At 60.3% G+C, this 21,028-nt stretch carries 18 protein-coding genes; 4 read left to right on the top strand and 14 right to left on the bottom strand.

Going from position 1 to position 21,028, the window contains the following annotated elements:
• Nucleotides 1-61: 61 nt before the first annotated feature.
• The 3 genes from ACK6BI_RS13185 to ACK6BI_RS13195 all read right to left on the bottom strand — a co-directional run bounded on the left by ACK6BI_RS13185 (nucleotide 62) and on the right by ACK6BI_RS13195 (nucleotide 4,213).
• A complete protein-coding gene (locus tag ACK6BI_RS13185; protein WP_409317390.1) occupies nucleotides 62-1,591 on the bottom strand; it encodes an ArnT family glycosyltransferase in 1,530 nt (509 codons plus the stop codon).
• Nucleotides 1,588-3,300: a lipid IV(A) 4-amino-4-deoxy-L-arabinosyltransferase gene (gene arnT, locus ACK6BI_RS13190; protein WP_409317391.1), complete on the bottom strand. Its 1,713-nt coding sequence runs from the start codon at nucleotides 3,298-3,300 to the stop codon at nucleotides 1,588-1,590. Before arnT ends, ACK6BI_RS13185 begins: the two co-directional genes overlap by 4 nt.
• Before the next feature lie 292 nt (nucleotides 3,301-3,592).
• Entirely contained in the window at nucleotides 3,593-4,213 is a 621-nt protein-coding gene (locus ACK6BI_RS13195; protein WP_409317392.1) for a histidine phosphatase family protein, read from the bottom strand.
• Nucleotides 4,214-4,572: 359 nt separating this feature from the next.
• On the opposite strand from ACK6BI_RS13195, the gene ACK6BI_RS13200 reads away from it, so the two are divergent.
• Entirely contained in the window at nucleotides 4,573-5,883 is a 1,311-nt protein-coding gene (locus ACK6BI_RS13200) for a sensor histidine kinase (protein WP_409317393.1), read from the top strand.
• On the opposite strand, the gene ACK6BI_RS13205 is transcribed toward ACK6BI_RS13200, so the two are convergent.
• The 5 genes from ACK6BI_RS13205 to ACK6BI_RS13225 form a co-directional block, all read right to left on the bottom strand.
• Nucleotides 5,841-6,392, bottom strand: a complete 552-nt coding sequence (locus ACK6BI_RS13205; protein WP_409317394.1) for a membrane integrity-associated transporter subunit PqiC — start codon at nucleotides 6,390-6,392, stop codon at nucleotides 5,841-5,843. The two genes, ACK6BI_RS13200 and ACK6BI_RS13205, sit on opposite strands and share 43 nt — an antisense overlap.
• A gap of 16 nt (nucleotides 6,393-6,408) precedes the next feature.
• A complete protein-coding gene (locus tag ACK6BI_RS13210; RefSeq protein ID WP_409317395.1) occupies nucleotides 6,409-8,064 on the bottom strand; it encodes an intermembrane transport protein PqiB in 1,656 nt (551 codons plus the stop codon).
• A gap of 96 nt (nucleotides 8,065-8,160) precedes the next feature.
• Nucleotides 8,161-9,462 (bottom strand): NAD(P)/FAD-dependent oxidoreductase, encoded by a 1,302-nt coding sequence (locus ACK6BI_RS13215; protein WP_409317396.1) that lies wholly within the window; start codon nucleotides 9,460-9,462, stop codon nucleotides 8,161-8,163.
• Entirely contained in the window at nucleotides 9,459-10,547 is a 1,089-nt protein-coding gene (locus ACK6BI_RS13220; protein WP_409317397.1) for a polyamine ABC transporter substrate-binding protein, read from the bottom strand. The genes ACK6BI_RS13215 and ACK6BI_RS13220 overlap by 4 nt, the downstream gene beginning before the upstream one ends.
• Before the next feature lie 93 nt (nucleotides 10,548-10,640).
• A complete protein-coding gene (locus ACK6BI_RS13225) occupies nucleotides 10,641-11,999 on the bottom strand; it encodes a glutamine synthetase family protein (RefSeq protein ID WP_065257395.1) in 1,359 nt (452 codons plus the stop codon).
• A gap of 162 nt (nucleotides 12,000-12,161) precedes the next feature.
• On the opposite strand from ACK6BI_RS13225, the gene ACK6BI_RS13230 reads away from it, so the two are divergent.
• Nucleotides 12,162-13,067, top strand: a complete 906-nt coding sequence (locus ACK6BI_RS13230; RefSeq protein WP_409317398.1) for a helix-turn-helix domain-containing protein — start codon at nucleotides 12,162-12,164, stop codon at nucleotides 13,065-13,067.
• Nucleotides 13,068-13,085: 18 nt separating this feature from the next.
• On the opposite strand, the gene ACK6BI_RS13235 is transcribed toward ACK6BI_RS13230, so the two are convergent.
• The gene (locus ACK6BI_RS13235) at nucleotides 13,086-13,832 is read right to left on the bottom strand and encodes an anti-sigma factor family protein (protein ID WP_409317399.1); all 747 of its coding nucleotides are present in this window, start codon (nucleotides 13,830-13,832) and stop codon (nucleotides 13,086-13,088) included.
• The gene (locus tag ACK6BI_RS13240; RefSeq protein ID WP_409317400.1) at nucleotides 13,825-14,337 is read right to left on the bottom strand and encodes a sigma-70 family RNA polymerase sigma factor; all 513 of its coding nucleotides are present in this window, start codon (nucleotides 14,335-14,337) and stop codon (nucleotides 13,825-13,827) included. Before ACK6BI_RS13240 ends, ACK6BI_RS13235 begins: the two co-directional genes overlap by 8 nt.
• 154 nt (nucleotides 14,338-14,491) lie before the next feature.
• On the opposite strand from ACK6BI_RS13240, the gene ACK6BI_RS13245 reads away from it, so the two are divergent.
• Both ACK6BI_RS13245 and ACK6BI_RS13250 read left to right on the top strand, forming a co-directional pair.
• Nucleotides 14,492-15,463, top strand: coding sequence for a metallophosphoesterase family protein (locus tag ACK6BI_RS13245; RefSeq protein WP_409317401.1), 972 nt, complete (start codon nucleotides 14,492-14,494; stop codon nucleotides 15,461-15,463).
• Between the two features lie 14 nt (nucleotides 15,464-15,477).
• Complete coding sequence (locus ACK6BI_RS13250; protein WP_409317402.1) at nucleotides 15,478-15,786, top strand: cupredoxin family copper-binding protein; 309 nt, start codon at nucleotides 15,478-15,480, stop codon at nucleotides 15,784-15,786.
• Nucleotides 15,787-15,824: 38 nt separating this feature from the next.
• Here the strand turns inward: ACK6BI_RS13250 and ACK6BI_RS13255 are convergent, their stop codons facing one another.
• Genes ACK6BI_RS13255 through ACK6BI_RS13270 form a run of 4 tightly spaced genes read right to left on the bottom strand, consistent with a single transcriptional unit; the run spans nucleotide 15,825 to nucleotide 20,958 of the window.
• Entirely contained in the window at nucleotides 15,825-16,874 is a 1,050-nt protein-coding gene (locus tag ACK6BI_RS13255; RefSeq protein WP_409317403.1) for a hypothetical protein, read from the bottom strand.
• Nucleotides 16,875-16,904: 30 nt separating this feature from the next.
• Nucleotides 16,905-18,722, bottom strand: a complete 1,818-nt coding sequence (locus tag ACK6BI_RS13260) for a hypothetical protein (RefSeq protein ID WP_409317404.1) — start codon at nucleotides 18,720-18,722, stop codon at nucleotides 16,905-16,907.
• Nucleotides 18,723-18,725: 3 nt separating this feature from the next.
• Entirely contained in the window at nucleotides 18,726-20,018 is a 1,293-nt protein-coding gene (locus ACK6BI_RS13265) for a hypothetical protein (protein WP_409317405.1), read from the bottom strand.
• Nucleotides 20,019-20,037: 19 nt separating this feature from the next.
• Entirely contained in the window at nucleotides 20,038-20,958 is a 921-nt protein-coding gene (locus ACK6BI_RS13270) for a hypothetical protein (protein ID WP_409317406.1), read from the bottom strand.
• Nucleotides 20,959-21,028 lie beyond the last annotated feature (70 nt).

Here is a 21,028-nt window from a genome sequence, read left to right on the forward strand (position 1 = left end):
TCATTGTCATTCAGGTTAGCAGTCACTGCGCGGGGACGCCGGGCGAACCCGGCGTTGTTTTTCAGGAGTCTTTGGGGAGATAAGCGACGCTTTGATCCTCGCGGCCATGGAAAACCTGTTCGCCGCGGGTCGGGGTGGTCGTGATGATTTGATGATCGCGACCGAGCTGAGAAAGTGGAACGGGATCGCCAGTGCGGTACTGAGCGACAAAGATCGTACGTTGCGGATCCCAATGCCGTCCGCTGTTGCGTTCCAGCCATTCGAACATCGCCGCCGCGTCGCCATCGCGAGGGAAATCACGGGTTTCCGGCACGTAGTAGAACGGCTCACCGCCAGTCTGCAGGTACATCGGAACCTTGTTGTCCACCTCGACCATGACGAAGTGCCATTGACTCAACGGCGCCTTTTGGCTGGCTTGCAGGCGCACGGTTTCGCCGAAACGGATCGCACCGCCTCCGCTGTTGGTCCACGGGTAGAGCACACCGAGGATGCCCAGCAGCAACACCGTGGTCACGGCGAAACCGATTTTCAGGCCGCGCCCGCCAAACGGACTCACGGCATTGCGAGCGGCCATGCGCCGGGTGATCCACCAGGCTCCGAGCAATTGTGCGAACGGGACCAGCGGCAGCACGTAATAACTGCGCCGGCTACCGCTGGCGGTGAAGAACAGCATCAACAACCCAAGGCCCTGTATCAGCCAGCGGGTGTCCGGTTCGATGTGTTTCCAGTTCCGCGCCGCCACCCACAGTGCGATGATCCAGCACGGTGCCCAGGGCAGGGTGTAGACCGGCAGGTAAAGCAAATAGGTATAGATCGGGCCGATGTTGTCGAACGGCTGGAAAAACCGCACGACGTTTTCCCGCAAGACGAGCCCCAAGCCGCTTTCGCCATAATTCGGCGCGCCATAGAGATGCGACAAAAGGAACGGCGTCATGTAGAGCGCCCCGGCAATCACCAGCGCCGCGAGCAGGCGCAGGTTCAGGTGACGCTTCCAGCGGCCTTCATTCAGCAGGTGCGGCAGCAGCACCAGCCCGGGCAGGACGAAACCGATCAGGCCTTTGAACAATGATGTCAGCGACAGCAACACGCAGAACACCAGGTAGCGCGAAAAACGCGTGTCCTCCGGCCCGCGCCAGTACCACCAGACCGCTGCCAGCACGCCGCACACCGTCAGGATGTCGGCAGTAGCCACCCGCGCCCAGAACACGAAATAGAACGTGGTGGCCAACATCCAGCCGGCGATCAGGCCGGTGCCTTTGCGAAACAACTGTTCGCCCAGCAGATACACCAGCCAGACGCTGAGCCATGCAGACACCACCGAAGACAGGCGCAGCGACCAGTGATCCAGACTGCCGGTCAACCAGGCGGTCGCGGTGATCAGCCAGTACGACAGCAGCGGCTTGTCGTAGTAGGGATCGCCCTTGAGGTACGGGTCGAAGTAGTCGCCGCTCTGCATCATCTGCAACGCGATGTTGGCCCAGCGGGTTTCCGCGCCCCAGAGTTCGCGACTGCCCAGACCGAGCAGCAACATCAGGGCGCTGGCCGCCAGCAGGAGCAGCAGGGCGCCCCGGTCGTTATTGCGCAAGGTCATGGCTGGCGCTGCGGGAAGATGAAGATCTGCAGGTTGCCGCGACGATAGTGCTTGCCGTCTACCGGCAGCAATTCGACTTCCTGCTCTTCCTGCGTGCTGTTGACCCGCAGGACCACACCGACTGCGCCTTTTTTCCGGGCTTCGGTCATCCATTGACCGACGTTTTCCATGGTGACTTTACGGGCTTCCATGGCCGGATCGTCCAGGCCGTATTTCAGTTCACCGATGGTGTTGTAAAGGTCTACCTGCGGACGCTTCAGTCGCCATGCCAGTGCCGAGGCAGCCCCCAGGTCGTTGCTCAACAGGGACGCGGTTTCGCTCAGTTCCTGTTGATGTTCGGCAATGAACTGGTCAGGCATCTTGCTGTTGACGATCTGCCCCGGCATGGCCGCCGGCAACAACGCCACCAGCAGACCGATACCCAGCGCCGGCACCGCCCACAGCGTCAACGGACGCAACACTTGCAGGGCGTTCACGATGATCCAGCCCACCAGCACGATATAGGCCAGTGAAAGGCTGAACATCTCGGTGTTTTCGTAGATTTCCTTCGTCGCTTGCAGATAGAGCAGAGCCACCAGCGCAGCGCTGGCAATGACGGTGTTGATCACGCCGTTCAGGCGCAGGGCGCGGCCACTGTTTTGATCCAGCCAGTTGATCACGGTCTGTCCCATCAGCAGGGCGACCGGAAGCAGGCACGGCATGATGTAGGTCGGCAGTTTGCCGCTGCTCAGGCTGAAAAACGCCAATGGCAGCAGGAACCACAATGCCAGGTAGGCGGTTTTTGCATCACGCTTTTCGCGCCACATGCGCAGCAACGTCGAAGGCAGCAGCAGCGCCCACGGCAGGGTCGAGGCGAACAGCAACGGCAGGTAGAACCACCATGGACGGGCGTGTTGCGCCGCATCGCCGGCGGCAAAGCGGCGGATGTGTTCGTGCCAGAAGAAGAAACGCCAGAAGTCAGGCTCACGGTAATGAACGGCCAGTACCCACGGCAGGCTGACGAGGGTGCAGACTACCACCGCAATCAGCCCGTAACGCACCAGTTCGCCGAAGCGGCGCTGCCAGATCATGTAAGGCAGAGCGATCAGCACTGGCAGCAACAGGGCCAGAAATCCTTTGGTCATCAGGCCCATGCCGCATGCGACACCGAGCAGCACCCAGCCGCCCAGACGAGCGCGAGGTGTCTGGCTGTCGATGGCAAACCACACGGCGACCATGCTCAGGTTGACCCACAAAGTGAACTGCGGATCGAGGTTGGCGTAGCCGGCCTGACCGGCAATCAGCCCGAAGCTCATATAAAGCAGGGCGCTGGCGGCACTGATCCGCGGGTTGTTCCACAACCGGTGTGCCATCAGGTAGGTCAGCCAGACGCTGACACCGGTGCTGAGCGCCGACGCAATGCGCACGCCGAACAGGTTATCGCCGAAGATCGCCTGGCCGATCGCGATCATCCAGTAGCCGGCAATCGGTTTTTCGAAATAGCGGATGCCCATGAAGTGCGGTGCGACCCAGTTGCCGCTGAGCAGCATTTCCTGGCTGATCTGGCCGTAGCGGGTTTCATCGGGGATCCACAGGCCGTGGGTCATCAGCGGCAACAGATAAAACACCACGAAGCCCAGAATCAGACCGGGAATGGCCCAGCGTTCGAAGGTCGTGGTGGGGGAGAAATGACGGGCAGCGTGGCGCAGCGGGTTGTTTTCAGACGTCATGACAAAGCCTTGGTGCCAAACGAAGTTCTTGTGTCGATGGCCTGCCCGGCGCGTTCCTGAGCGGGCGGGTCATCGTGTTGAATGAATGCAGGTGTGCGATCGGGCGACGGGCATTTCCTGTATCCAGAGAACTGCCAAACCTCCAGGCTGGAGTTCTCGCACTATAGCCAAGCTTAAAAAAAACGGTTGTCCAGTAAATCGGGGGCAGATACATCTTTTATTACAAGTTAATGAAGTCCGCCCTGACAAGTTGAAAAAAAAGCAACCCTGCCGGTCCGCCCCAACTAAAGCATTAATGAGTATTAAGGTGTGACCAGGCATCGGCATTCATGATGCCCAGTACTTTGAGTTGCCCTTTGTCATCGATGCGGGCAAACAAAGTGCTGCCGTATTCGGCGGCGACGGCGTGAGGAAAACCGGTCTGTTTTTCAAAATCGCTGATGCAGCCACTGTGGGTGACCAGCACCAGATTGCGCTTGGCAACCTTGTGTGCCACCACGTCGTTGCGCAGCGAAGAACCACAGGATTCGAGCCAGGTCTGGGCGGTAGCGTCCTGACCGAACATGGCACGGGCCGTCTGCACGGTCCGGGTCAACGGGCTGGTAAACACCTGTGCCTGCTGCATGCCCAGACCCATGAAGCCTTTACCCACCTGCACTGCAGAGTCATTGCCGACCTGAGTGATGCCGTCGGCCGGACCCATGCAAAGGTTACCGGAGCGGTCGCAACGTTCGGCATGACGCACCAGCGCCACGACTTCGCCAGCCTGCCAGGCCTGGGTCCAGTCAGCCCGTGCGGCCTTGCCGGCCTGGCCAAGATCCATGGGCGAACGGGTCACCCAGACGAAGCCGCTGACCAGCGCAATCGCGGCCACCACACCGATGCCGGTCAACAGTTTTCCAAGTCCAAACATGCGGCGCTGTTTATATGTCGCAGTTAATTGCATCTGTCGCTCCACGGCATGCCCCTTGACGTCGCAGGCGAGTTGGGCCGGCGATTTAACCAACTTTTATAGTTATGTACTTGAATAATGGCTGAACATTACGTTCGTGCACGTCGGGGGGGAGTGAAGAACATGTGAAAATTTCGCGAGTGTCGAAAGTTCGCAACTAATCGGGTGTTTGATAACCAGACTCAAATACCCTTTTTTTACCGGCCAGTCTTAACAAATGTTCATGTTTGCGGTGAAGCTGCGCAGGTTCGGTCAATGTCGCGGTCTTCGCCTGTTCTTGACCGTGAAGTCTGCAATCAGCCGTGGAGTCATCGACCCGAATGGATCTCAAGCAAAGCCTGACGAAACGTATCGTCATCGTGTTCGCTTTGATGAGTGCCCTGGTGGCCGGCTTTTTTGCGCTGGGCATCGTGGCCGCCGTGCACGTGGTCGAACACAGGCTGGCCAGCAACTCCCTGAGTGGCGGCCTGCACCGCTTGCTGGCGATGGAAGACATCGATCGCTGGAGTCATCAACCGGAGAAAGGCGAGCTGTTTTTCTTCGAAGGTGGGCCCGGCCCCATGGCCCTCATGCCTTCGCTGGCGGCACTTTTGCCCGGCTTTCAGGAAATCCGCTTCAATGGCGATGACTTCTTCGCCATGGTCGAAGTGGTCGGCGGACGCAAATATGTGTTGTTGCGCGATCAGGAAAGCCTCGAACAGCGTGAGCGGCTGTTGTTCATCGTGGTGACCGTGGGTGTCGTCCTGAGCATACTGCTGGCGCTCGTGCTCGGCCGATTGCTGGCGCGGCGGGTCATGGCGCCGGTCATTCGTCTGGCGCGTCAGGTGCGCCACCGCGATCAACTGCTGGTTCTGGCGCCGCCATTGCACCCGGATTATGCAGCCGATGAAGTGGGGGAACTGGCGCTGTCGTTCGACCAGACCCTGGGCCGCCTGCGTGAAACCCTCAGCCGCGAAAAGCTCTTCACCAGTGACGTCAGCCATGAACTGCGCACGCCGTTGATGGTGCTGTGCGGTTCGTGCGAATTGCTGCTGGCCAACCCGTCGCTGGATGCCCGCTCAACCGCGCAGGTCAACCGTATCGCCCGGGCCAGCCACGAGATGCGGCAACTGGTCGATACTTTTCTGATGCTGGCCCGCGCGGAGGACGATACCGGCAACGATCGCTGTGTGACACTCAAGGAAGTGGCGGACGCTCAGGCGGAAATCTGGGGCCGGTTAATCCGGGAAAAAGGTCTGGCGTTTTTCTACGAGGTGCATCAGCCGAGCCCGGATCGCTTCAACCTGACGTTCCTGCAATCGGTGATGGGCAACCTGTTGCGCAATGCCTGGCATTACACCGATCACGGGTTTGTCCGGCTGACCCTGACCTCCAACGGTTTCGTGGTGGAGGACAGCGGCATCGGCATTCCAGAAGAGCAGCGTCAAACCGTGTTCCAGCCGTTCGTACGCGGCGACGAGGGGCGGGGAGAGGGCCTTGGTCTGGGGTTGTCACTCGTGCAACGGATCTGCAAACGCCAGCACTGGCGGGTGCAATTGAGCAGCGGTCAGTCCAGTGGCAGCCGCTTCAGCGTGGAGTTGAAACCGGCTCAGGATGAGGATGGACAGCCCCGCATTTCACCGGCGGCCTGACGGATCAGCGCGGCGAGGCGTTTGACGTTGTTCTGCTGAGCGATCACCAGATCGTCGATGCTCCCTCCGGACGGGGTCTGCAGGATCGAGCGACAGGTCATCAAGCCGACGTCGCCCGCATTGGCCGGGCGCAGACGCCATTTCACGTCCATCAGCCCGTATTGTCCGGGCACCGAATCGAAGCGTTGCACATCAATGCGTACCGACGTCTTGTGCGGGACGCCCGCATTGCTCAGTTGATCCACCAGCGCACTGCGCAGCTCATCGCTCAGGCTTGCCGCCCACCACTGGGTTTCGAGAATCGCCAGCCCGCTGTTGCCCTGACGGATGACAATTTGCGGGCGGTCAACCTGGGGCGGCACGCTGATGTTTTCAATCGCAATGTCCTGCCCTGATCGACCGGGCGTCGGTTGTGCCGGGGTCAAGGTGTGGAAGCTGATCGGGTCGCTGCGACAGGCGCCCAGCAGCAGGCACGCAGCGAGCACGGTGAACTTCAGCGGTAAAGCCATGGCAAGGCTCCTGTGCTCAATTGCGCGGCGGTCCCTTGAGATCCAGCGGCGCAGCGTTGTCGGGACGACCGCGAACCAGCGATTCCGGATGGCGACCGAGGTAATCCGACAGTTCACGCAACGAGCGCGACATGCGCCCGAGTTCGTCGAGGGTCTGGGTGAGTTTTTCCCGTTGCGGCGAATCTTCGGCCAGGGTCGAATTGGCCGATTGCAGGGTCTTGCTGACGTCGGTCAGGGTGTTTTGCACGCTCGGCAAGGTCTTGGCATTGAACTGGGTCAGGCTTTTGCGCAGTTCCACGAGGTTGCCGTCCAGATTACCGGCAATACGCTCCACCGGCAGTTTGTTGAGCTTGTCGACCATGGCTTCGAGTTTTTCCTGCAACTGTTCGAGGCTACCGGGAATGGTGGGAATGACGATCGGGCGAACGGTCGGGTCAAACGCGACCTTTTCGGCCTTGGGGAAGAAATCCAGTGCGATGTACAGCTGACCGGTCAAGAGGTTGCCGCTACGAGCCTGCGCGCGCAGACCGTTGTCGATGAACGTGCCGATCAGGCGTACAGCGGCGGCTTCGTCATCCGGATTGTGACTGAGCACCTTGAGCATTTTTTCGTGGGCCCGGCCGAGGCGTTGCGGGTAGATCACGATGCCGACACTCACCGGGAAGCTGCGTTTCTTCTCGTCGTAATCCAGGTTGACGCTTACCACCCGGCCGATTTCCATACCGAGGAATTCCACCGGCGCATCGACTTTGAGGCCGCGCATCGCCTGATCGAAACGCAGGCTCAGGTACTGCGGCTTGCCGGCAGGCGGGGCGAGGGCGGTCTGCTGGTCTTCGAACAGGTCGAACGTCTTTTCTTCGGCGGCGGCGACGTCGTTGGGACTGTAGTCCGGAGCGCGAAAGGCGATGCCGCCGATCAGCAAGGTTGAAAGCGATTCGGTTTTCACGGCAAAGCCATTGGCGCCGACATTGACGTCAATGCCGCTGGCATTCCAGAAACGGGTGTTTTCGGTGACGAAGGCATCGTTCGGCGCATGAATGAACACTTCGATATTCACACCTTTGCCATCGCCATCCAGCGCATAGGCCACCACCTGACCGACCGGGATCTTGCGGTAATAGACCGGTGAACCGATATCCAGCGACCCCAAATCCTGGGTGTGAAGGTTAAAGCGTTTGCCCGGCTCGCCGTAGGTGATCGGTGGCGGGTTTTCCAGGCCCTTGAAGTATTTGGCGCGTGAACCTGACTGGCCGATGTCGGCACCGATGTAGTCGCCGGACAGCAACGTGTCGATGCCCGAAACGCCGCCGGCGCCGATGCGTGGGCGCACCACCCAGAATTTCGAGTCTTCGCGGGTAAAGGTTTCGGCCTGCTTGGCCAGTTTGATCGTGGCGTTGACGCTCTTTTGATCGTCGCTCAGCTCGACGTCCGAGACATGGCCGACCACCACGTTGCGGTATTTGACTTCGGTCTTGTTGGCGGTCAGGCCACTGCCGGTCTTGAAGGTGACGACGATGGTCGGGCCTTCCTGCATCACGTTGTGCACTACCAGCGAAATGCCCACCAACACCGCGACAATCGGCACGATCCACACCAGCGAAATGCTGAAACGCCGGGTCTTGATCGGGGCCTGGCCGGGTGCCTGCGGTTTGTCGGCGGCTGACGACTCCATCCATGACCTCCAGAGTGTATTGGGCACTGAGCGTCAGGAACGCAAAAGCACTTCATCAATATAGAAGTGCTTTGCGATAGAGCAAATCGGCTGGCTTCAGCCCAGCATTTCCCGCAGGCGATACCAGAACATCCCCAGTGCCAGCAGCGGCGAGCGCAACGCAGGGCCACCCGGGAACGTCATGTGCGGCACGCCGCTGAACACGTCCATGCCCTGACTGTGACCGGCATGGATCGCTTCGCCCAGCAACTTTGCGCACCAGTGCGTGACGTTCAGGCCATGGCCGGAATACCCCTGGGCGTAGAACACGTTCGGCTGCTGTTTGAGTCGCCCGACCTGCGGGAAGCGATTGGCGGTGATGCCGATCTTGCCGCCCCATTGATAGTCGAGACGCACATCCGCCAGTTGAGGAAAGACCTTGAGCATTTTCGGTCGCATATAGGCAGCGATGTCCGACGGATCCCGACCGGAATAATGGCAGGCACCGCCGAACAACAGCCGGCGGTCTGCCGAGAGCCGGTAATAGTCGAGGCCGACTTTCTGGTCGCAGAGTGCGAGGTTTTGCGGAATCAGTACATCGGCGCGCTCCTTCGACAACGGCTCGGTGGCGATGATGTAGCTGCCCGCCGGCAGCACTTTGCCGCTGAGCCGTTGCTCGAGTTCGTCCAGATGTGCGTTGCAACCGAGCACCAGACTGCCGGCACGCACCGTGCCCGAGGCGCAACGCACTTGTACCGTCGCACCGTGGATGATTTCCAGCACCGGACTCTGTTCGAAGATCCGCACGCCGAGCGATGCCGCGAGTCGCGCCTCGCCCTGAACCAGATCGAGCGGGTGCAGATGGCCTGAACCCATGTCGATCAGGCCGCCCTTATAGACACCCGAATCGACGACCTGGCGGCGAATGTCTTCAGGGTTGACCAGCCGTGTTTCGTGGGCGTAACCCGAGGCTGCGAGACTGTCCTGTTCCACCTTGAACGCCTCGAACTGTGCGGTGGTGTTGGCCAGTTCGCAAAAACCCCAGCGCAAGTCGCACTCGATCCCGTGGTCGACGACTCGACGGCGCACCAGTTCCACCGAATCGACGCCGGCCTGTTGCAGGTAGCGCACGCCTTCGGTGCCGACGTAGCGGGAAAAACCTTCGATCTCATGACCGATGCCACGAATCAACTGGCCGCCGTTGCGCCCGCTGGCGCCCCAGCCGATACGTCGACCTTCGAGCAAGACCACCGAAAGGCCGCGCTGTGCCAGTTCGATGGCGGTGTTGACGCCGGTGAAACCGCCGCCGATCACGCAGACATCGACGGTCAGGTCGGTGTCCAGCACAGGGTAGCGCGTGCTCGAACGGGCCGAAGCGGCGTAGTAGGAGCGTGTGTGTTCGTGGGTGTACTGATTCATTTGTTCGACTTCACTTTGCTCCAGGAACGAGTCATCAGACGCATGATCGACTGGGGCGGGGTGGTGGAAATGTAGAGTTTGTCGAGCACCTCTTGAGGCGGATACACCTCTGGATTACTGACCAGTGCCACATCCATGTATTGCTTGGCCGCGGGGTTCGGGTTGGCGTAACCGACCTGGGCGCTGACTTTGGCGATCACTTGCGGATCGAGCAGGTAATTGATGAAAGCGTGAGCCTCTTTGGTGTTGGCCGCGTCGGCTGGGATGGCCAGCAGGTCGAACCACAGGTTCGCGCCTTCCTTGGGAATCGCGTAGGCAATGTTCACGCCGTTCTTCGCTTCCCTGGCGCGGTTGGCGGCCTGGAACACGTCGCCGGAGTAACCGAACGCCACGCAGATGTCGCCGTTGGCCAGGTCGGTCACGTATTTCGAGGAATGGAAGTAGGTGATGTACGGGCGGATGCTCAGCAGTTTGGCCTCGGCCTTCTTGAAGTCTTCCGGGTTCTCGCTGCGCGGGTCCATGCCCATGTAGTTGAGAATCGCCGGGAACACTTCATCCGCCGAGTCCATCATCGACACGCCGCACTGGGTGAGTTTCTTCAGGTTCTCCGGTTCGAACAGCACCGCCCAGGAATCGATCTTGTCAACGCCCAGTACCTGCTTGACCTTGTCGACGTTATAGCCGATGCCGTTGGTGCCCCAGAGATACGGCACCGAGTGCTGGTTGCCCGGATCGTTCTTCTCGAGCAATGCCAGCAGTTTCGGGTCGAGGTTCTTCCAGTTCGGCAGTTGCGAGCGGTCCAGTTTGAGGAACGCCCCGGCTTTCACCTGACGAGCCAGAAAGTGGTTGGACGGCACCACCACGTCGTAACCGGTGCGACCGGCGAGCAGTTTGCCTTCGAGGGTTTCGTTGGAGTCGAAGACGTCGTAGATCACCTTGATGCCACTGCCGGCCTGGAAGTCGGCGAGGGTGGTTTCGCCGATGTAATCGGTCCAGTTATAGACGCTGACCTGGGGTTCGGCCTGGGCACCTGCACTGCAAGCCAATGCCAGAGCGGCAGGGATCAGGGATTTCAACAGACGCATGGCGACACCTCTTCGAATTATTGGATTTTTCGAGTGGGCACGGTCCCCTGTGGGAGCTGGCAAGCCAGCCCCAACAGGGGTCGTGTGTGTTGGTTAAACGCTCAACAGCAGGAACTCACGCTCCCAGGAACTGATCACGCGCTTGAAGTTTTCATGCTCGGCACGCTTCACCGCGACGTAGCCACGCACGAACTTGCTGCCCAGGTACTCGGCGACGGTGTCGCATTCTTCCATCTGTGTCAGGGCTTCTTCGATGGTGATCGGCAGGCGCAGGTTGCGGCGCTCATAGGCGCGGCCTTCGACGGCAGCGCTCGGTTCGATGCCCTCGACCATGCCGATGTAGCCGCACAACAGACTGGCTGCAATCGCCAGGTACGGATTGGCGTCGGCGCCGGGCAAGCGGTTTTCCACGCGCATCGCCTCAGGCCCGGACGTCGGAACCCGCAGGCCGACCGTGCGGTTTTCCTCGCCCCATTCGACGTTGACCGGCGCCGAGGTGTCCGGCAGAAAGCGGCGGAACGAGTTGACGTTCGGCGCGAACATCGGCAGCACTTTCGGGATCAGCTTTTGCAGACCGCCGATGTGATGACGGAACAGGTCGCTCATGCTGCCGTCGGCGTTGGCGAAAATCGGCTTGCCGGTGGCGATTTCCACCACGCTCTGGTGCAGATGCATGGCACTGCCGGGCTCATCGCCAATCGGCTTGGCCATGAAGGTCGCGGTCACATTGTGCTTGAGTGCGGCCTCACGCAGGGTGCGCTTGAACACGGTGATCTGGTCGGCCAGATCCAGCGCATCGCCGTGACGGAAGTTGATTTCCATCTGCGCCGGGCCGTCTTCGTGAATCAACGTGTCCAGGTCCAGGCCTTGCAGTTCGCACCAGTCGTAGACGTCTTCGAACAGCGGATCGAATTCGTTGGCCGCATCGATGGAAAACGACTGACGACCGCTTTCAGCCCGACCGGAACGGCCCAGCGGCGCCTTTAACGGCAGGTCCGGGTCTTCGCAGCGCTGGGTCAGGTAGAACTCCATCTCCGGCGCGACGATGGGCTTCCAGCCTTTGTCGGTATAGAGCTGCAGGACTTTCTTCAACACGTTGCGCGGCGACAGTTCAATCGGGTTGCCGAACTTGTCGAAGGTGTCGTGGATCACGATGGCCGTCGGCTCGATGGCCCATGGCACCACGTACACCGCGTCGCTCACCGGTTTGCAGACCATGTCGATATCGGCCGGGTCGAGCAGGTCGTAGTAGATGTCGTCGTCGACAAAATCCCCGGTTACCGTTTGCAGCAGCACACTTTCCGGCAGGCGCATGCCTCGCTCATGCAGGAACTTGTTGGTCGGTGCAATCTTGCCGCGGGCGATGCCGGTCAGGTCGCTGACCACGCATTCCACTTCGGTAATCTTGTGATCTTTCAGCCATGTGAACAGCTGATCGAAAGGGGCATTCATAAAGACCTCGTCGTTGGTTTTGTTGACGCGGGGGAAGTGCGATTTCATCTTTCGCAGACTTCCCCTGTGGCGCGTTGACGACTATCTTGGGCGGGCCTTGACGTTCGATCTATCCACTTTCAGCAGCACCAAAGCGCACCAAAAGAGTGCGCAAGGTCTCCCATGACAACGTGTAATCCGCTACAGGTTCAAGCTTTCAACACCGCCGATGTCGCCGAGCAGATCCGTGCGACACCGGGCTGGGTCCAGCATTACCAACAGATGTCGCCGGGGCATTTCGCCGGGCGAATCCGTTATCTGGATTTGCAGGGTGTGGAGGTCTACGAAGAACAGATGAACACCCGGGTCGAGCAGAATTTCAGTGCGCCGTCGGGTGCCCTGGCGTTCTGCTTCGATCGCAGTGACAACGCCCTCTATCTGCTGAACGAAGAGAGCCGCAACATCTGGATCACCCCGGAGAACTACCAGGAAATCGCCGTGGTGTTCGGCCCGGAATTCGTCCGGCGCAACGGCCTCGACGTGGCCAGGCTGGAAGGCCTGTTCATGGCGCCACTCAACGGCGCGCAGAACGCACTGTTCAGTCGCTGGTTGAGTTCAACGCTCACGAAGTTGTCGCAAGCCCCGGATCAGCCAGACAAAGAGGCTTTGACCCAGCAGTTGCTGGAGGACTGCCTGTTTATCCTCGATAACGCCCGGGTGTGTCTCGACAGCGGTGGTTTGCAGCGTCGCACGCAAGAGCGGCAGACCATGAAGCGGGTGGGGGAGTGGGCGGCGGACTCGCCGGAAGAAACCCTCAACCTGCTGGAGCTGGCCCAGGTGGCCGGGGTGTCGTTGCGGCAACTGCAGCAGACCTTCAAGGCTTACACGGGGATGTCGCCGACCCGGTGGTTGCGTTTGCGCCGGCTCAACAGTGCACGCCGTGAGTTGCTCAATCGTTCATCCCATGAAACGACCGTGGCCGAAGTGGCCATGAACTGGTCGTTCTGGCACCTGGGGCGTTTTTCCAATAGCTATCGGGCGTTGTTCAATGAATTGCCGAGCGAAACCTTGAAGCGATCCTGTCGCTGAAAGAGGCGTTACGTCTTCTCAAGCGCCGTTTCTGAGTAACTGACCGAACGCCTCCAGCTCGCTTTTTTCAACGTCGGACACCAGCACGAAACGCATGTGATCGACCTGCCAGGAGACCACGTTGAAGCCGCGAATCGACTGGCTCTGCGTGGGTTTGTCGGCGTCTGTCGTCGGCAGAATGAACACATTGATGATGTGTTTGGCCCGGCCGTAACTCAGCGCTGCGGTGGTCTGGTGCTGCAGATAATCCAGCCGCCCGCCGAGCAGTGGAAAACCCTGCGCCGAATAGTCGACCACCGGCGGCGAGAAGTCGAGTTTGCCGGTGAACCAGGGTTTGACGGTATGACGGTCGGACGACACCACATCGTTCAGATGAGCGCCCATCAACGAGCGCACATGGCTGGAAACCGCTTCCTCCATCAATGGCTGTTCGCTGCCCGGCGTTGCCACGTAAAGCACCATCGCCAAGGCCAGAGCGGCAGTGGAAAATGCCGGGGCGAGCCATTTTCGCCAACGCTCGAACGGGCTCGGCGGAGCCGGTGCAACGGCGGCGAGCACGCTGGCCGTCAGCGATGCCGGTGCGGAGTAATACGGTGCATGGCGCTTCACGCTGACCTTCAACAGTTTCGCCTCATCATGCAGCCGCGCGCAGTCTGCGCAGGTGGCCAGATGCGCCGTGACATTCGCAGCGGTTGCCGGATCGAGCTCCTGATCCAGATAACCCTGCAGTCGTGTCTGGCAAACCGTGCAGTCGAATTCATTCATGATCGTACAACTTCAGTAATTCGAGCTTGAGCATCGCCCGTGCCCGGGCCAGCCTCGACATGACGGTGCCGATGGGAATGTCGACCACCAGCGCAATGTCCTTGTAAGGCAGGTTTTCGAGTTCCTTGAGCACAATGACCTCGCGAAAGGTTGGCGGCAAGGCGCTCAGAGCCTGGTGGATCAATGCCGCGTTTTCCGTGTGAATGGCCAGCAGTTCCGGCGTCTGGCTGTGGCTCAAAGCACCTTCGTTCTTTTCGATCTCTTCATCGAAGGCGACCCAGTGGCGCCCGGCCGAGGCCTTGAGCCAGGTGTAGCTTTCGTTGCGCACGATGGTCAGGAACCAGGCCTTGGCATTGCCATCGGCAAAACGCTGCAAAAACCGGAAGGCGCGCAGGGCACTTTCCTGCACCACGTCCCGTGCGGCGCTGTCACTGCCCGTGATCCAGCGCGCGAGGTTGTAAGCCGCGTCCAGGTGCGGCGCAATCAGTTCCTCGAATCGATTCATAGTGGCTTCCGCACCGTCACCCCCCTATAACCGTGATGCGTCGAGATTTATTCCCTGAAAAGAATTTGTTTTGCGGCGTGGAATAAATGCCCGGGCCACAAAGTTCTCTCTGGTGTCAGCTACATCACTGTAGTCCGCCAGCGAGGGCCCACCGATGGACAATCAAACAAAACATCCACTGCGCACCGACGGTTTGCTGAGCAACCCGGACCGGCGAACGTTGCTCAAGTGCTCGGCGTGGGCCGGGGCCGGGGTGCTCTGGGCCTTGAGCGGCGGCATTCCCAGAGCCTTTGCGATGGATGAGGCGGGTAACGTCAGCGATCCCGAAGCGATGGCCAGCACCTTTCATTTCGTGCAGATCAGTGACTCGCACATCGGCTTCAACAAGGAAGCCAATCCTGAGCCGGTGAAAACCCTGCAAGTGGCGATCGACAAGGTCATCGCGCTGCCGAAACGGCCGTCGCTGATCCTGCACACCGGCGACATCACGCACTTGTCGAAGCCTGAGGAGTTCGACACGGCGGCGCAGGTACTCAAAGGCCTGCCGTCCACCGTGCATTACATCCCCGGCGAACACGACACCCTCGACGAGGGCGGCGGCAAGCTCTATCTGGAACGCTACGGCAAAGGCACCAAAGGCAACGGCTGGTACAGCTTCGATGATCATGGCGTGCATTTCATCGCGCTGGTGAATGTCTTCAACTTCCAGGCCGGACATGAAGCCAACCTCGGCGCCGACCAACTGGCGTGGCTGGCCGATGATCTGCGTGCGGTATCGAGCAGCACGCCGATCGTGGTGTTCACCCACATTCCGCTGTGGACGATCTATCAGCCCTGGGGCTGGGGCACCGAGGACGGCGACCAGGCAATCGCGATGCTGCGCAAGTACGGTTCGGTGACGGTGCTGAACGGGCACATCCATCAGGTGATCCAGAAGGTCGAAGGCAACATTACCTTCCACACCGCCCGAGGTACGGCGTATCCGCAACCGGCACCCGGGGCAGCGCCGTCACCGGGGCCGATGACGGTGGCGGCGGATCAGTTGCGCAACTATCTGGGGATCACCGAGGTGCGGGCGACGCAGGGCGATCATCCGTTGGCGCTGATCGACTCGACACTGGTTTAGGGGAGGATGGCTCAATGAAAGCGCGACTGTTGGCAGTGCTTTGCCTGTTTTTGTCGATGCCCGTATGGGCACAGGAGGTAAAGGTCGATATCAAGGAGTTCATGTTCGGCCCCAAGGATTTGACCGTGGCGGTGGGCACCAGGGTGACGTGGGTCAATGACGATCAGATCCCGCACACCGTGGCTGAAACCCACAAGGTGTTTCGCTCCGGGGCACTGGACACTAATGACAGTTTTTCGTGGGTATTCAATACGCCGGGCGAGTACGAGTACTTTTGTGTGCTGCATCCGCAGATGATCGGCAAGATTGTGGTGACTCAGTAAACGGAAGGCGCGGCTTCCACAAGCCGCGCCTTGTTTTTTCAGAGCTGTACCCGACGCAGCTTGCCACTCAACGCAACCACCTTGTTATCCGGCGTGGGCAACGGTCGCCCGGTCAACCCCATGCCTTCGCTCACCAGCACCGCATCCTGCACCAGACACAGGTTGGACGGGGTATCCAGGTCACGGGCGAGTACGGCCACTTCGCCGGTTTGCAGATTGCAGCTCAACAGGCGCCCGCTGAACCGGGTGAAACCGCCATGCAGGGTTTGGCCGTTCCAGTCGGGGGGCAACGGTTGTTGCAGATGGCTGCAAAGCTCCAGCACCAGGACGTTGCCTTGTGGGCACAGCGCCAGTCCGGTGGGCAATTGCAGGCCGCGGATCAGCACTTCGATTCTGCCGGTGTCGGGCCAGACCCGAATCACCTGACCGGCCTGATCATCGAAGTCGATGCCTTTGCGGGCGGGGTCGTTGTGCAGTTCTCCGGAGAACAGACTGATCAGCACGGCGTCTGTCGCCGGTTCGTGGATCAGTGTGACCGGCACGGCTTCCTGGCCCATGTCCAGATCGGGCAATTGCACCAGTACCTGCTCGTCCTCGCCTGAGCTGAATTCCACCAGTTGATTGGTATCGGGTTTGACCGCCAGCCAGCTACGGCGGGTCGGGTGATAACACAAAGCGTTGAGATTGCCCCGGCTGTGAAATATCGGTTCGGGCGGGGTGTATTGCAGGTCCAGCAGTTTCGAACCCGCAACGTAATCGGTCTGGCTGACCAGGCAGCGCCCGTCGCCACAGGCCACGTCCGACAGCCCCATGATTTCATCGCGCAGCATGCGGGCCTGCATGTTCATCGAGCGAAAACCCTGGGCCAGGGTTTCCCGGGCGAGCCAGGCGCCGGGGTGGAGCGGGTCGGGGCGCAATCGGCTGATGCGACCACTGAAGGGCTGGTCGGGCAGGCCCGAGCCCGCTTCGACCAAAAGCAGGCTGCCGTCGGCTTGCAGGCAGGCACCGCGTGGGTTCAGCAGGCCTTCAGCGATGATCGTGCTCGGGCGCAGCGTCTCGCGGGGGCGCGCAGGAATGTGTACGGTCATGGATTTCTCTCCAGAGGCGAAGGGGCGCGATTACTGCGGCGGCTGCCACGGCTCGCCCGTGAGATAGGCCCGCAACAGCGCCCGCTGAGAGGCCGACATCGAGCGCACCACGGGCATGAACAGCGTGGTGCCTTTGTAGGCATCCGAGGTTCGGGCGAGGATCGGGTTCTTCGCGCCCATGATCGCGTCCGGCTGATTCAGCGGGATGTAGCGAGACATGGCCGGGAAGGCCAGGTAGTGAAAACGCAGGACGTTCGGGTACATCTGCTCCCAGGTGATGGTGGTGCCTTTGGGGATGCCGAAGTCGGTCTGAGCGTATTTGCGGAAGTTGGTGAAATACGTGCCGCTGTCCTGACCGTTGACGGTGTAGGTCAGGGCGACGAAACCTGCGAGGGGTGCCGCTGCGGGTTTTACGTTGACGGAGAACGTGACGGACAACTGACCGGGGCTCACCGTCAGCGCAGGGGGGAAATAAAGGAAGTCGCAGTAGCGCTGTTGCGTGTAATACGGTCCCGGGGGCGCGGCGGTGAGATCGATTTCAGTCGTGCTGGTCACCGCAGCACCGAGATACCGGACCTGCAGCGTAATCGACAGGCCCTGCGGGTAGTCCTCGGTATAGACGCTGCGTTGATCCGCGTAGATTCGATAGACAGACTCTGTTGCCAGCAGCTTGGTCCCGGCGACCGTGCCGGGGGCGCTGATGGCCAGCGCCGAGGATCTGACCGCCGACTGTTGGGCTGTATTGAGCGGCAGATCGACAATGCCGCCATACACGTAATAGTCGAACAGGGGACTGCTGGTCGGATCGAGTGTGCTCAGGGTGGTCTCACCGGCTGCCAAGGTGACGGGCCCGTAATTGCCGTTAGGTCCGATAGGGCTGGTGATATCATCCCTGACGGCCCTGAACGTCTGTTTCGGAATGATGTTGACCATGTCGACGCTCAGCATGCCCGCGTTGCTCATGTCTGCGTAGCCGGTGCCGCCCGTGCCTTGATTGACGATCTGACGGCCCGCCTGACAGTCCAGCGGCTCATTGGCGAACGCCGGCGCCAATGTGCCGATGACCCGGCCAATGCTCGGGTTCGGGGTGTCTCGGCCGGCGGCATAATCGGCCTGCAACTGGGGCGTGGTCATTGTCGGGCACATTTCGAACATCACGAAGCGCAGCACGATTCCGGTGGCACCCGGTGCCTGGATGATCGATCGCAAACCGATGCTGTTCTGGTTCCAGCTGACGATACTGCTCAGTGGAAAGGTCAGCTGGAAGGTGCCGCTGATACGGCAAGAACCAGGTGCATCCAGCTCCTTCGGCGTCGGTTGCAGCACCCGCTTGCCGAGATCCTGGCTGCTGCAAACCGTGTTGGCGTGAATCAGCAACTGGATGTTGCTGCTGCTACCGATTTGCAGGCCACCGACAAATATCTGGGTGGTGGTGGTCGAGGTGGGGTCGAGGTCCACCATCATCGGGCCTGATACCGGCCCCTGTCCGGTGACCGGGTCCACGGAACCCAGCAGATAGACCGGCTGGCCCACCATATCCCCGGTGGTACTGACGCTGCCCGGGCTGCCTTGGGAACTGATCAGCGCATTCTGCATGTCGACGACATGCTGCCCGTAGTGATTCCAGCCTCCGGCGGTGTAGTAATCGCCCGTGGGCGCATTGATCATGTTGTTCAACTGATCGTCGGTGTAAGACTGGGCACCCGATGCCAACGTCGAAGTGGTCAGGTCAAAGATCGGCCAGTTGTCATCGCCGTCATAAGGAATGGTGGGTGAATTATTCGGCAGGCTGACATCCGTGCGGATACCACCCCAGAAATTCAGTCGCGGGCCATTGAGGATGCTCATGATTTAGTTCCCGTCCTTGATGGTTTTGCCGAGCGGCGAGTTGGCGAATTTGAACAGGTAGGAGTAATCGGACTTGTAGGGACTCTTGACCGGCGTCGCCATGGAATGGCAATTCATGCAGCTGCTGTTGGGCTGGATGTAGCTTTCCATGGTCACGTTGGCCGAGAGTGCCGGCGTCGGCTGGCCCAGCGGGTTGCTCGGGTTGTCAGGCATCAATGGGCGCTGGGTGGTGATGAGCTGGTAGTACTTCAACACGCTGTTTTGCAGCCCCGGGTCGGCCTGGTAACGGGCGTTGATCTGGTGGGTGATGTCGGCGATCGGCGTGACCCGGTTCAGCGGGTTCGGGGTCTGGAACGTGGTGCCGGGTTTGGGCACGCAGACCTGATGCGGGCCCTGGGTCTGCCAGTCGCAGGGAGACTGGTTGAGGGACGCGGCGGGCGCAGCGGCGTTGAAGTAGGAATAGGCCGTGCCCGCGACGGGCTGATCGACCCACTGGCCGTTCACCAGTGCCTTGGGCGGAACGTTGTCGACCTGTTCGAACGTCGACCAGATCCACTGCGGATAGCCGTTGGCCTTGGTGATGATGTGCAGGCCGACCAGCCCCAGAAACGCTTCGGTGACACCGTTCTTCTGGCCTTGATCATTGAAGGTCGCCACCCGGGCAAGCATGGTCAGATAGCGGCTGGCATTGTCATGAGGTGTGAGAATGCGCCAGCTCGACTTGATCTCGATGACGCCCCACGGAAACGTGATGTTGTTGGCCCTGGAGACGACGTCGGCGTTGTAGAAGTTGTTGTTGACGATGTAGTTGTATGAAGTCTCGTTGGCCGAAATGTCGTAGTAGGTCGGGTTTTTCGCCTGATCGATCAGCCAGCCGCCGACCGCCTGATCGACGGCGTTCACCTGAGCGCTGTTTTTCAAAGAGGCGATGTTGATGATGTTGAAGCTTTTGGCGAGTTGCGGGGAATTCCACGGCCCCGGATTGGCGGCGTTCGGCAGAAAGATCTCGCTCACGGTCTTGTAGGTCTGCCAGACGGTGTAGCCGGCGGCACCAGGCTGCCTGGTGCAGTCGGGGTTACCCCGTTGCCCATCCTTTGCCGGCCAGCTCAAAGCGATGAACATCTGCCAGCTATATTGATCGAACTGGTCCTGACCCGCCGTGGCGGCGGGTGCGGTAGCGGGCGGCTGGCAGTTCAACTGGCTGGCCTGCATCGCGGGCATGGCTTGTTCCCTGGCCAGCGCCGGCAGGCTGGCCAGACCCAACAACATCACGGAAAAACAGAGTGTGGTTTTCATGGCGATCCTTCGTCGTTGATCACGGTTTACGCTGCATGAGCTTGTTCCACTGCGCCTTGTGGCCGTTGCTCTGCGAAGCGGGCGGCTCGAACAACTGGCAGGGCGGCGGATTCGACGGGCACATGGCGGCGACCTGCGCCCAGGTCTGCGCCGGGTCCGGTCTGGCGATACGGAAGTCGGTGTAGTTCTGGCTGACGATCGGTGCGTTGGCGACGCTGGTATCGCCCGAGAAAAAGAACGATTGCGGCGGGCGGAAGGGTGGTTGACCCGACATCTTTTTGTAGAAGGCATAGCCGAACAGAATCGGCCCTTGCGGCGATTGCAGATCCAGTGCGTAGGCCTGCACGCTGCCATCGAGGTTCTTGCTGCGCTCGGCACTGTAGGGCAGGTGTTCGATAAAGTCCTGCCGTGGCGGATGATTCATCGGCGAAAACATGCAGCAGGCCGGCATGTCCTTTGGACGATCCTGCGGATAGGTCAGGAAATACGCCTTGTTGCCCAGCGACACGAATGAGCAGGTGTAGTTGTTGTTCTTGATCGGGAAGATCGGCAGGCAATATTTCTCGTAGTGCTCCATCATCGCGCCGAAACCATCGCCATCGGGCGGGATGTACGTCGTGTCGTAGTAGCTGGTTCCGCGGGAGACGGTGTAGTCCGCAGGCTTCAGGGTCGTTGGTGGGTTGCTGTAGGGCGGCGGGTTGTTTTCGTAGTTGTGCATCACCCGGTACATGGTCCAGTTGCTGATCCAGAACGCCGGGAAGAACGGGTCGGACGGCTCACCCGGCTTGCGTTTGGCGATACAGTTGCCGTTCTCTTCATTGCAGCCCAGCGTGTTGTGCACGCCATTGGTGAAGTAGACGGCGCCGCTGTCCTGGGCGAATGCAGACGGGCAAAACAACAGGATCAACAGCAACAGACGGTTCAAGAGGCTGACGTTCATGGGGCACTCCCTGGCAGGGCGCACTGCGGGCTCCAAGCCCGCAGTGGCTCATCGTTCCTGGTTGAGCAGC

It is taken from the genome of Pseudomonas sp. KCJK9016, assembly GCF_046231795.1.
Taxonomy (GTDB): Bacteria; Pseudomonadota; Gammaproteobacteria; order Pseudomonadales; family Pseudomonadaceae; genus Aquipseudomonas; species Aquipseudomonas bananamidigenes.

Coding starts and splice junctions, on each gene's coding strand:
- ACK6BI_RS13250 (WP_409317402.1), top strand. CDS start 15,478: ATGAAAGCGCGACTGTTGGCAGTGCTTTGCCTGTTTTTGTCGATGCCC.
- ACK6BI_RS13270 (WP_409317406.1), bottom strand. CDS start 20,958: ATGAACGTCAGCCTCTTGAACCGTCTGTTGCTGTTGATCCTGTTGTTT.
- ACK6BI_RS13200 (WP_409317393.1), top strand. CDS start 4,573: ATGGATCTCAAGCAAAGCCTGACGAAACGTATCGTCATCGTGTTCGCT.
- ACK6BI_RS13220 (WP_409317397.1), bottom strand. CDS start 10,547: ATGCGTCTGTTGAAATCCCTGATCCCTGCCGCTCTGGCATTGGCTTGC.
- ACK6BI_RS13230 (WP_409317398.1), top strand. CDS start 12,162: ATGACAACGTGTAATCCGCTACAGGTTCAAGCTTTCAACACCGCCGAT.
- ACK6BI_RS13215 (WP_409317396.1), bottom strand. CDS start 9,462: ATGAATCAGTACACCCACGAACACACACGCTCCTACTACGCCGCTTCG.
- ACK6BI_RS13195 (WP_409317392.1), bottom strand. CDS start 4,213: ATGTTTGGACTTGGAAAACTGTTGACCGGCATCGGTGTGGTGGCCGCG.
- ACK6BI_RS13210 (WP_409317395.1), bottom strand. CDS start 8,064: ATGGAGTCGTCAGCCGCCGACAAACCGCAGGCACCCGGCCAGGCCCCG.
- ACK6BI_RS13235 (WP_409317399.1), bottom strand. CDS start 13,832: ATGAATGAATTCGACTGCACGGTTTGCCAGACACGACTGCAGGGTTAT.
- ACK6BI_RS13245 (WP_409317401.1), top strand. CDS start 14,492: ATGGACAATCAAACAAAACATCCACTGCGCACCGACGGTTTGCTGAGC.
- ACK6BI_RS13240 (WP_409317400.1), bottom strand. CDS start 14,337: ATGAATCGATTCGAGGAACTGATTGCGCCGCACCTGGACGCGGCTTAC.
- ACK6BI_RS13225 (WP_065257395.1), bottom strand. CDS start 11,999: ATGAATGCCCCTTTCGATCAGCTGTTCACATGGCTGAAAGATCACAAG.
- ACK6BI_RS13265 (WP_409317405.1), bottom strand. CDS start 20,018: ATGAAAACCACACTCTGTTTTTCCGTGATGTTGTTGGGTCTGGCCAGC.
- ACK6BI_RS13255 (WP_409317403.1), bottom strand. CDS start 16,874: ATGACCGTACACATTCCTGCGCGCCCCCGCGAGACGCTGCGCCCGAGC.
- ACK6BI_RS13260 (WP_409317404.1), bottom strand. CDS start 18,722: ATGAGCATCCTCAATGGCCCGCGACTGAATTTCTGGGGTGGTATCCGC.
- arnT (WP_409317391.1), bottom strand. CDS start 3,300: ATGACGTCTGAAAACAACCCGCTGCGCCACGCTGCCCGTCATTTCTCC.
- ACK6BI_RS13205 (WP_409317394.1), bottom strand. CDS start 6,392: ATGGCTTTACCGCTGAAGTTCACCGTGCTCGCTGCGTGCCTGCTGCTG.
- ACK6BI_RS13185 (WP_409317390.1), bottom strand. CDS start 1,591: ATGACCTTGCGCAATAACGACCGGGGCGCCCTGCTGCTCCTGCTGGCG.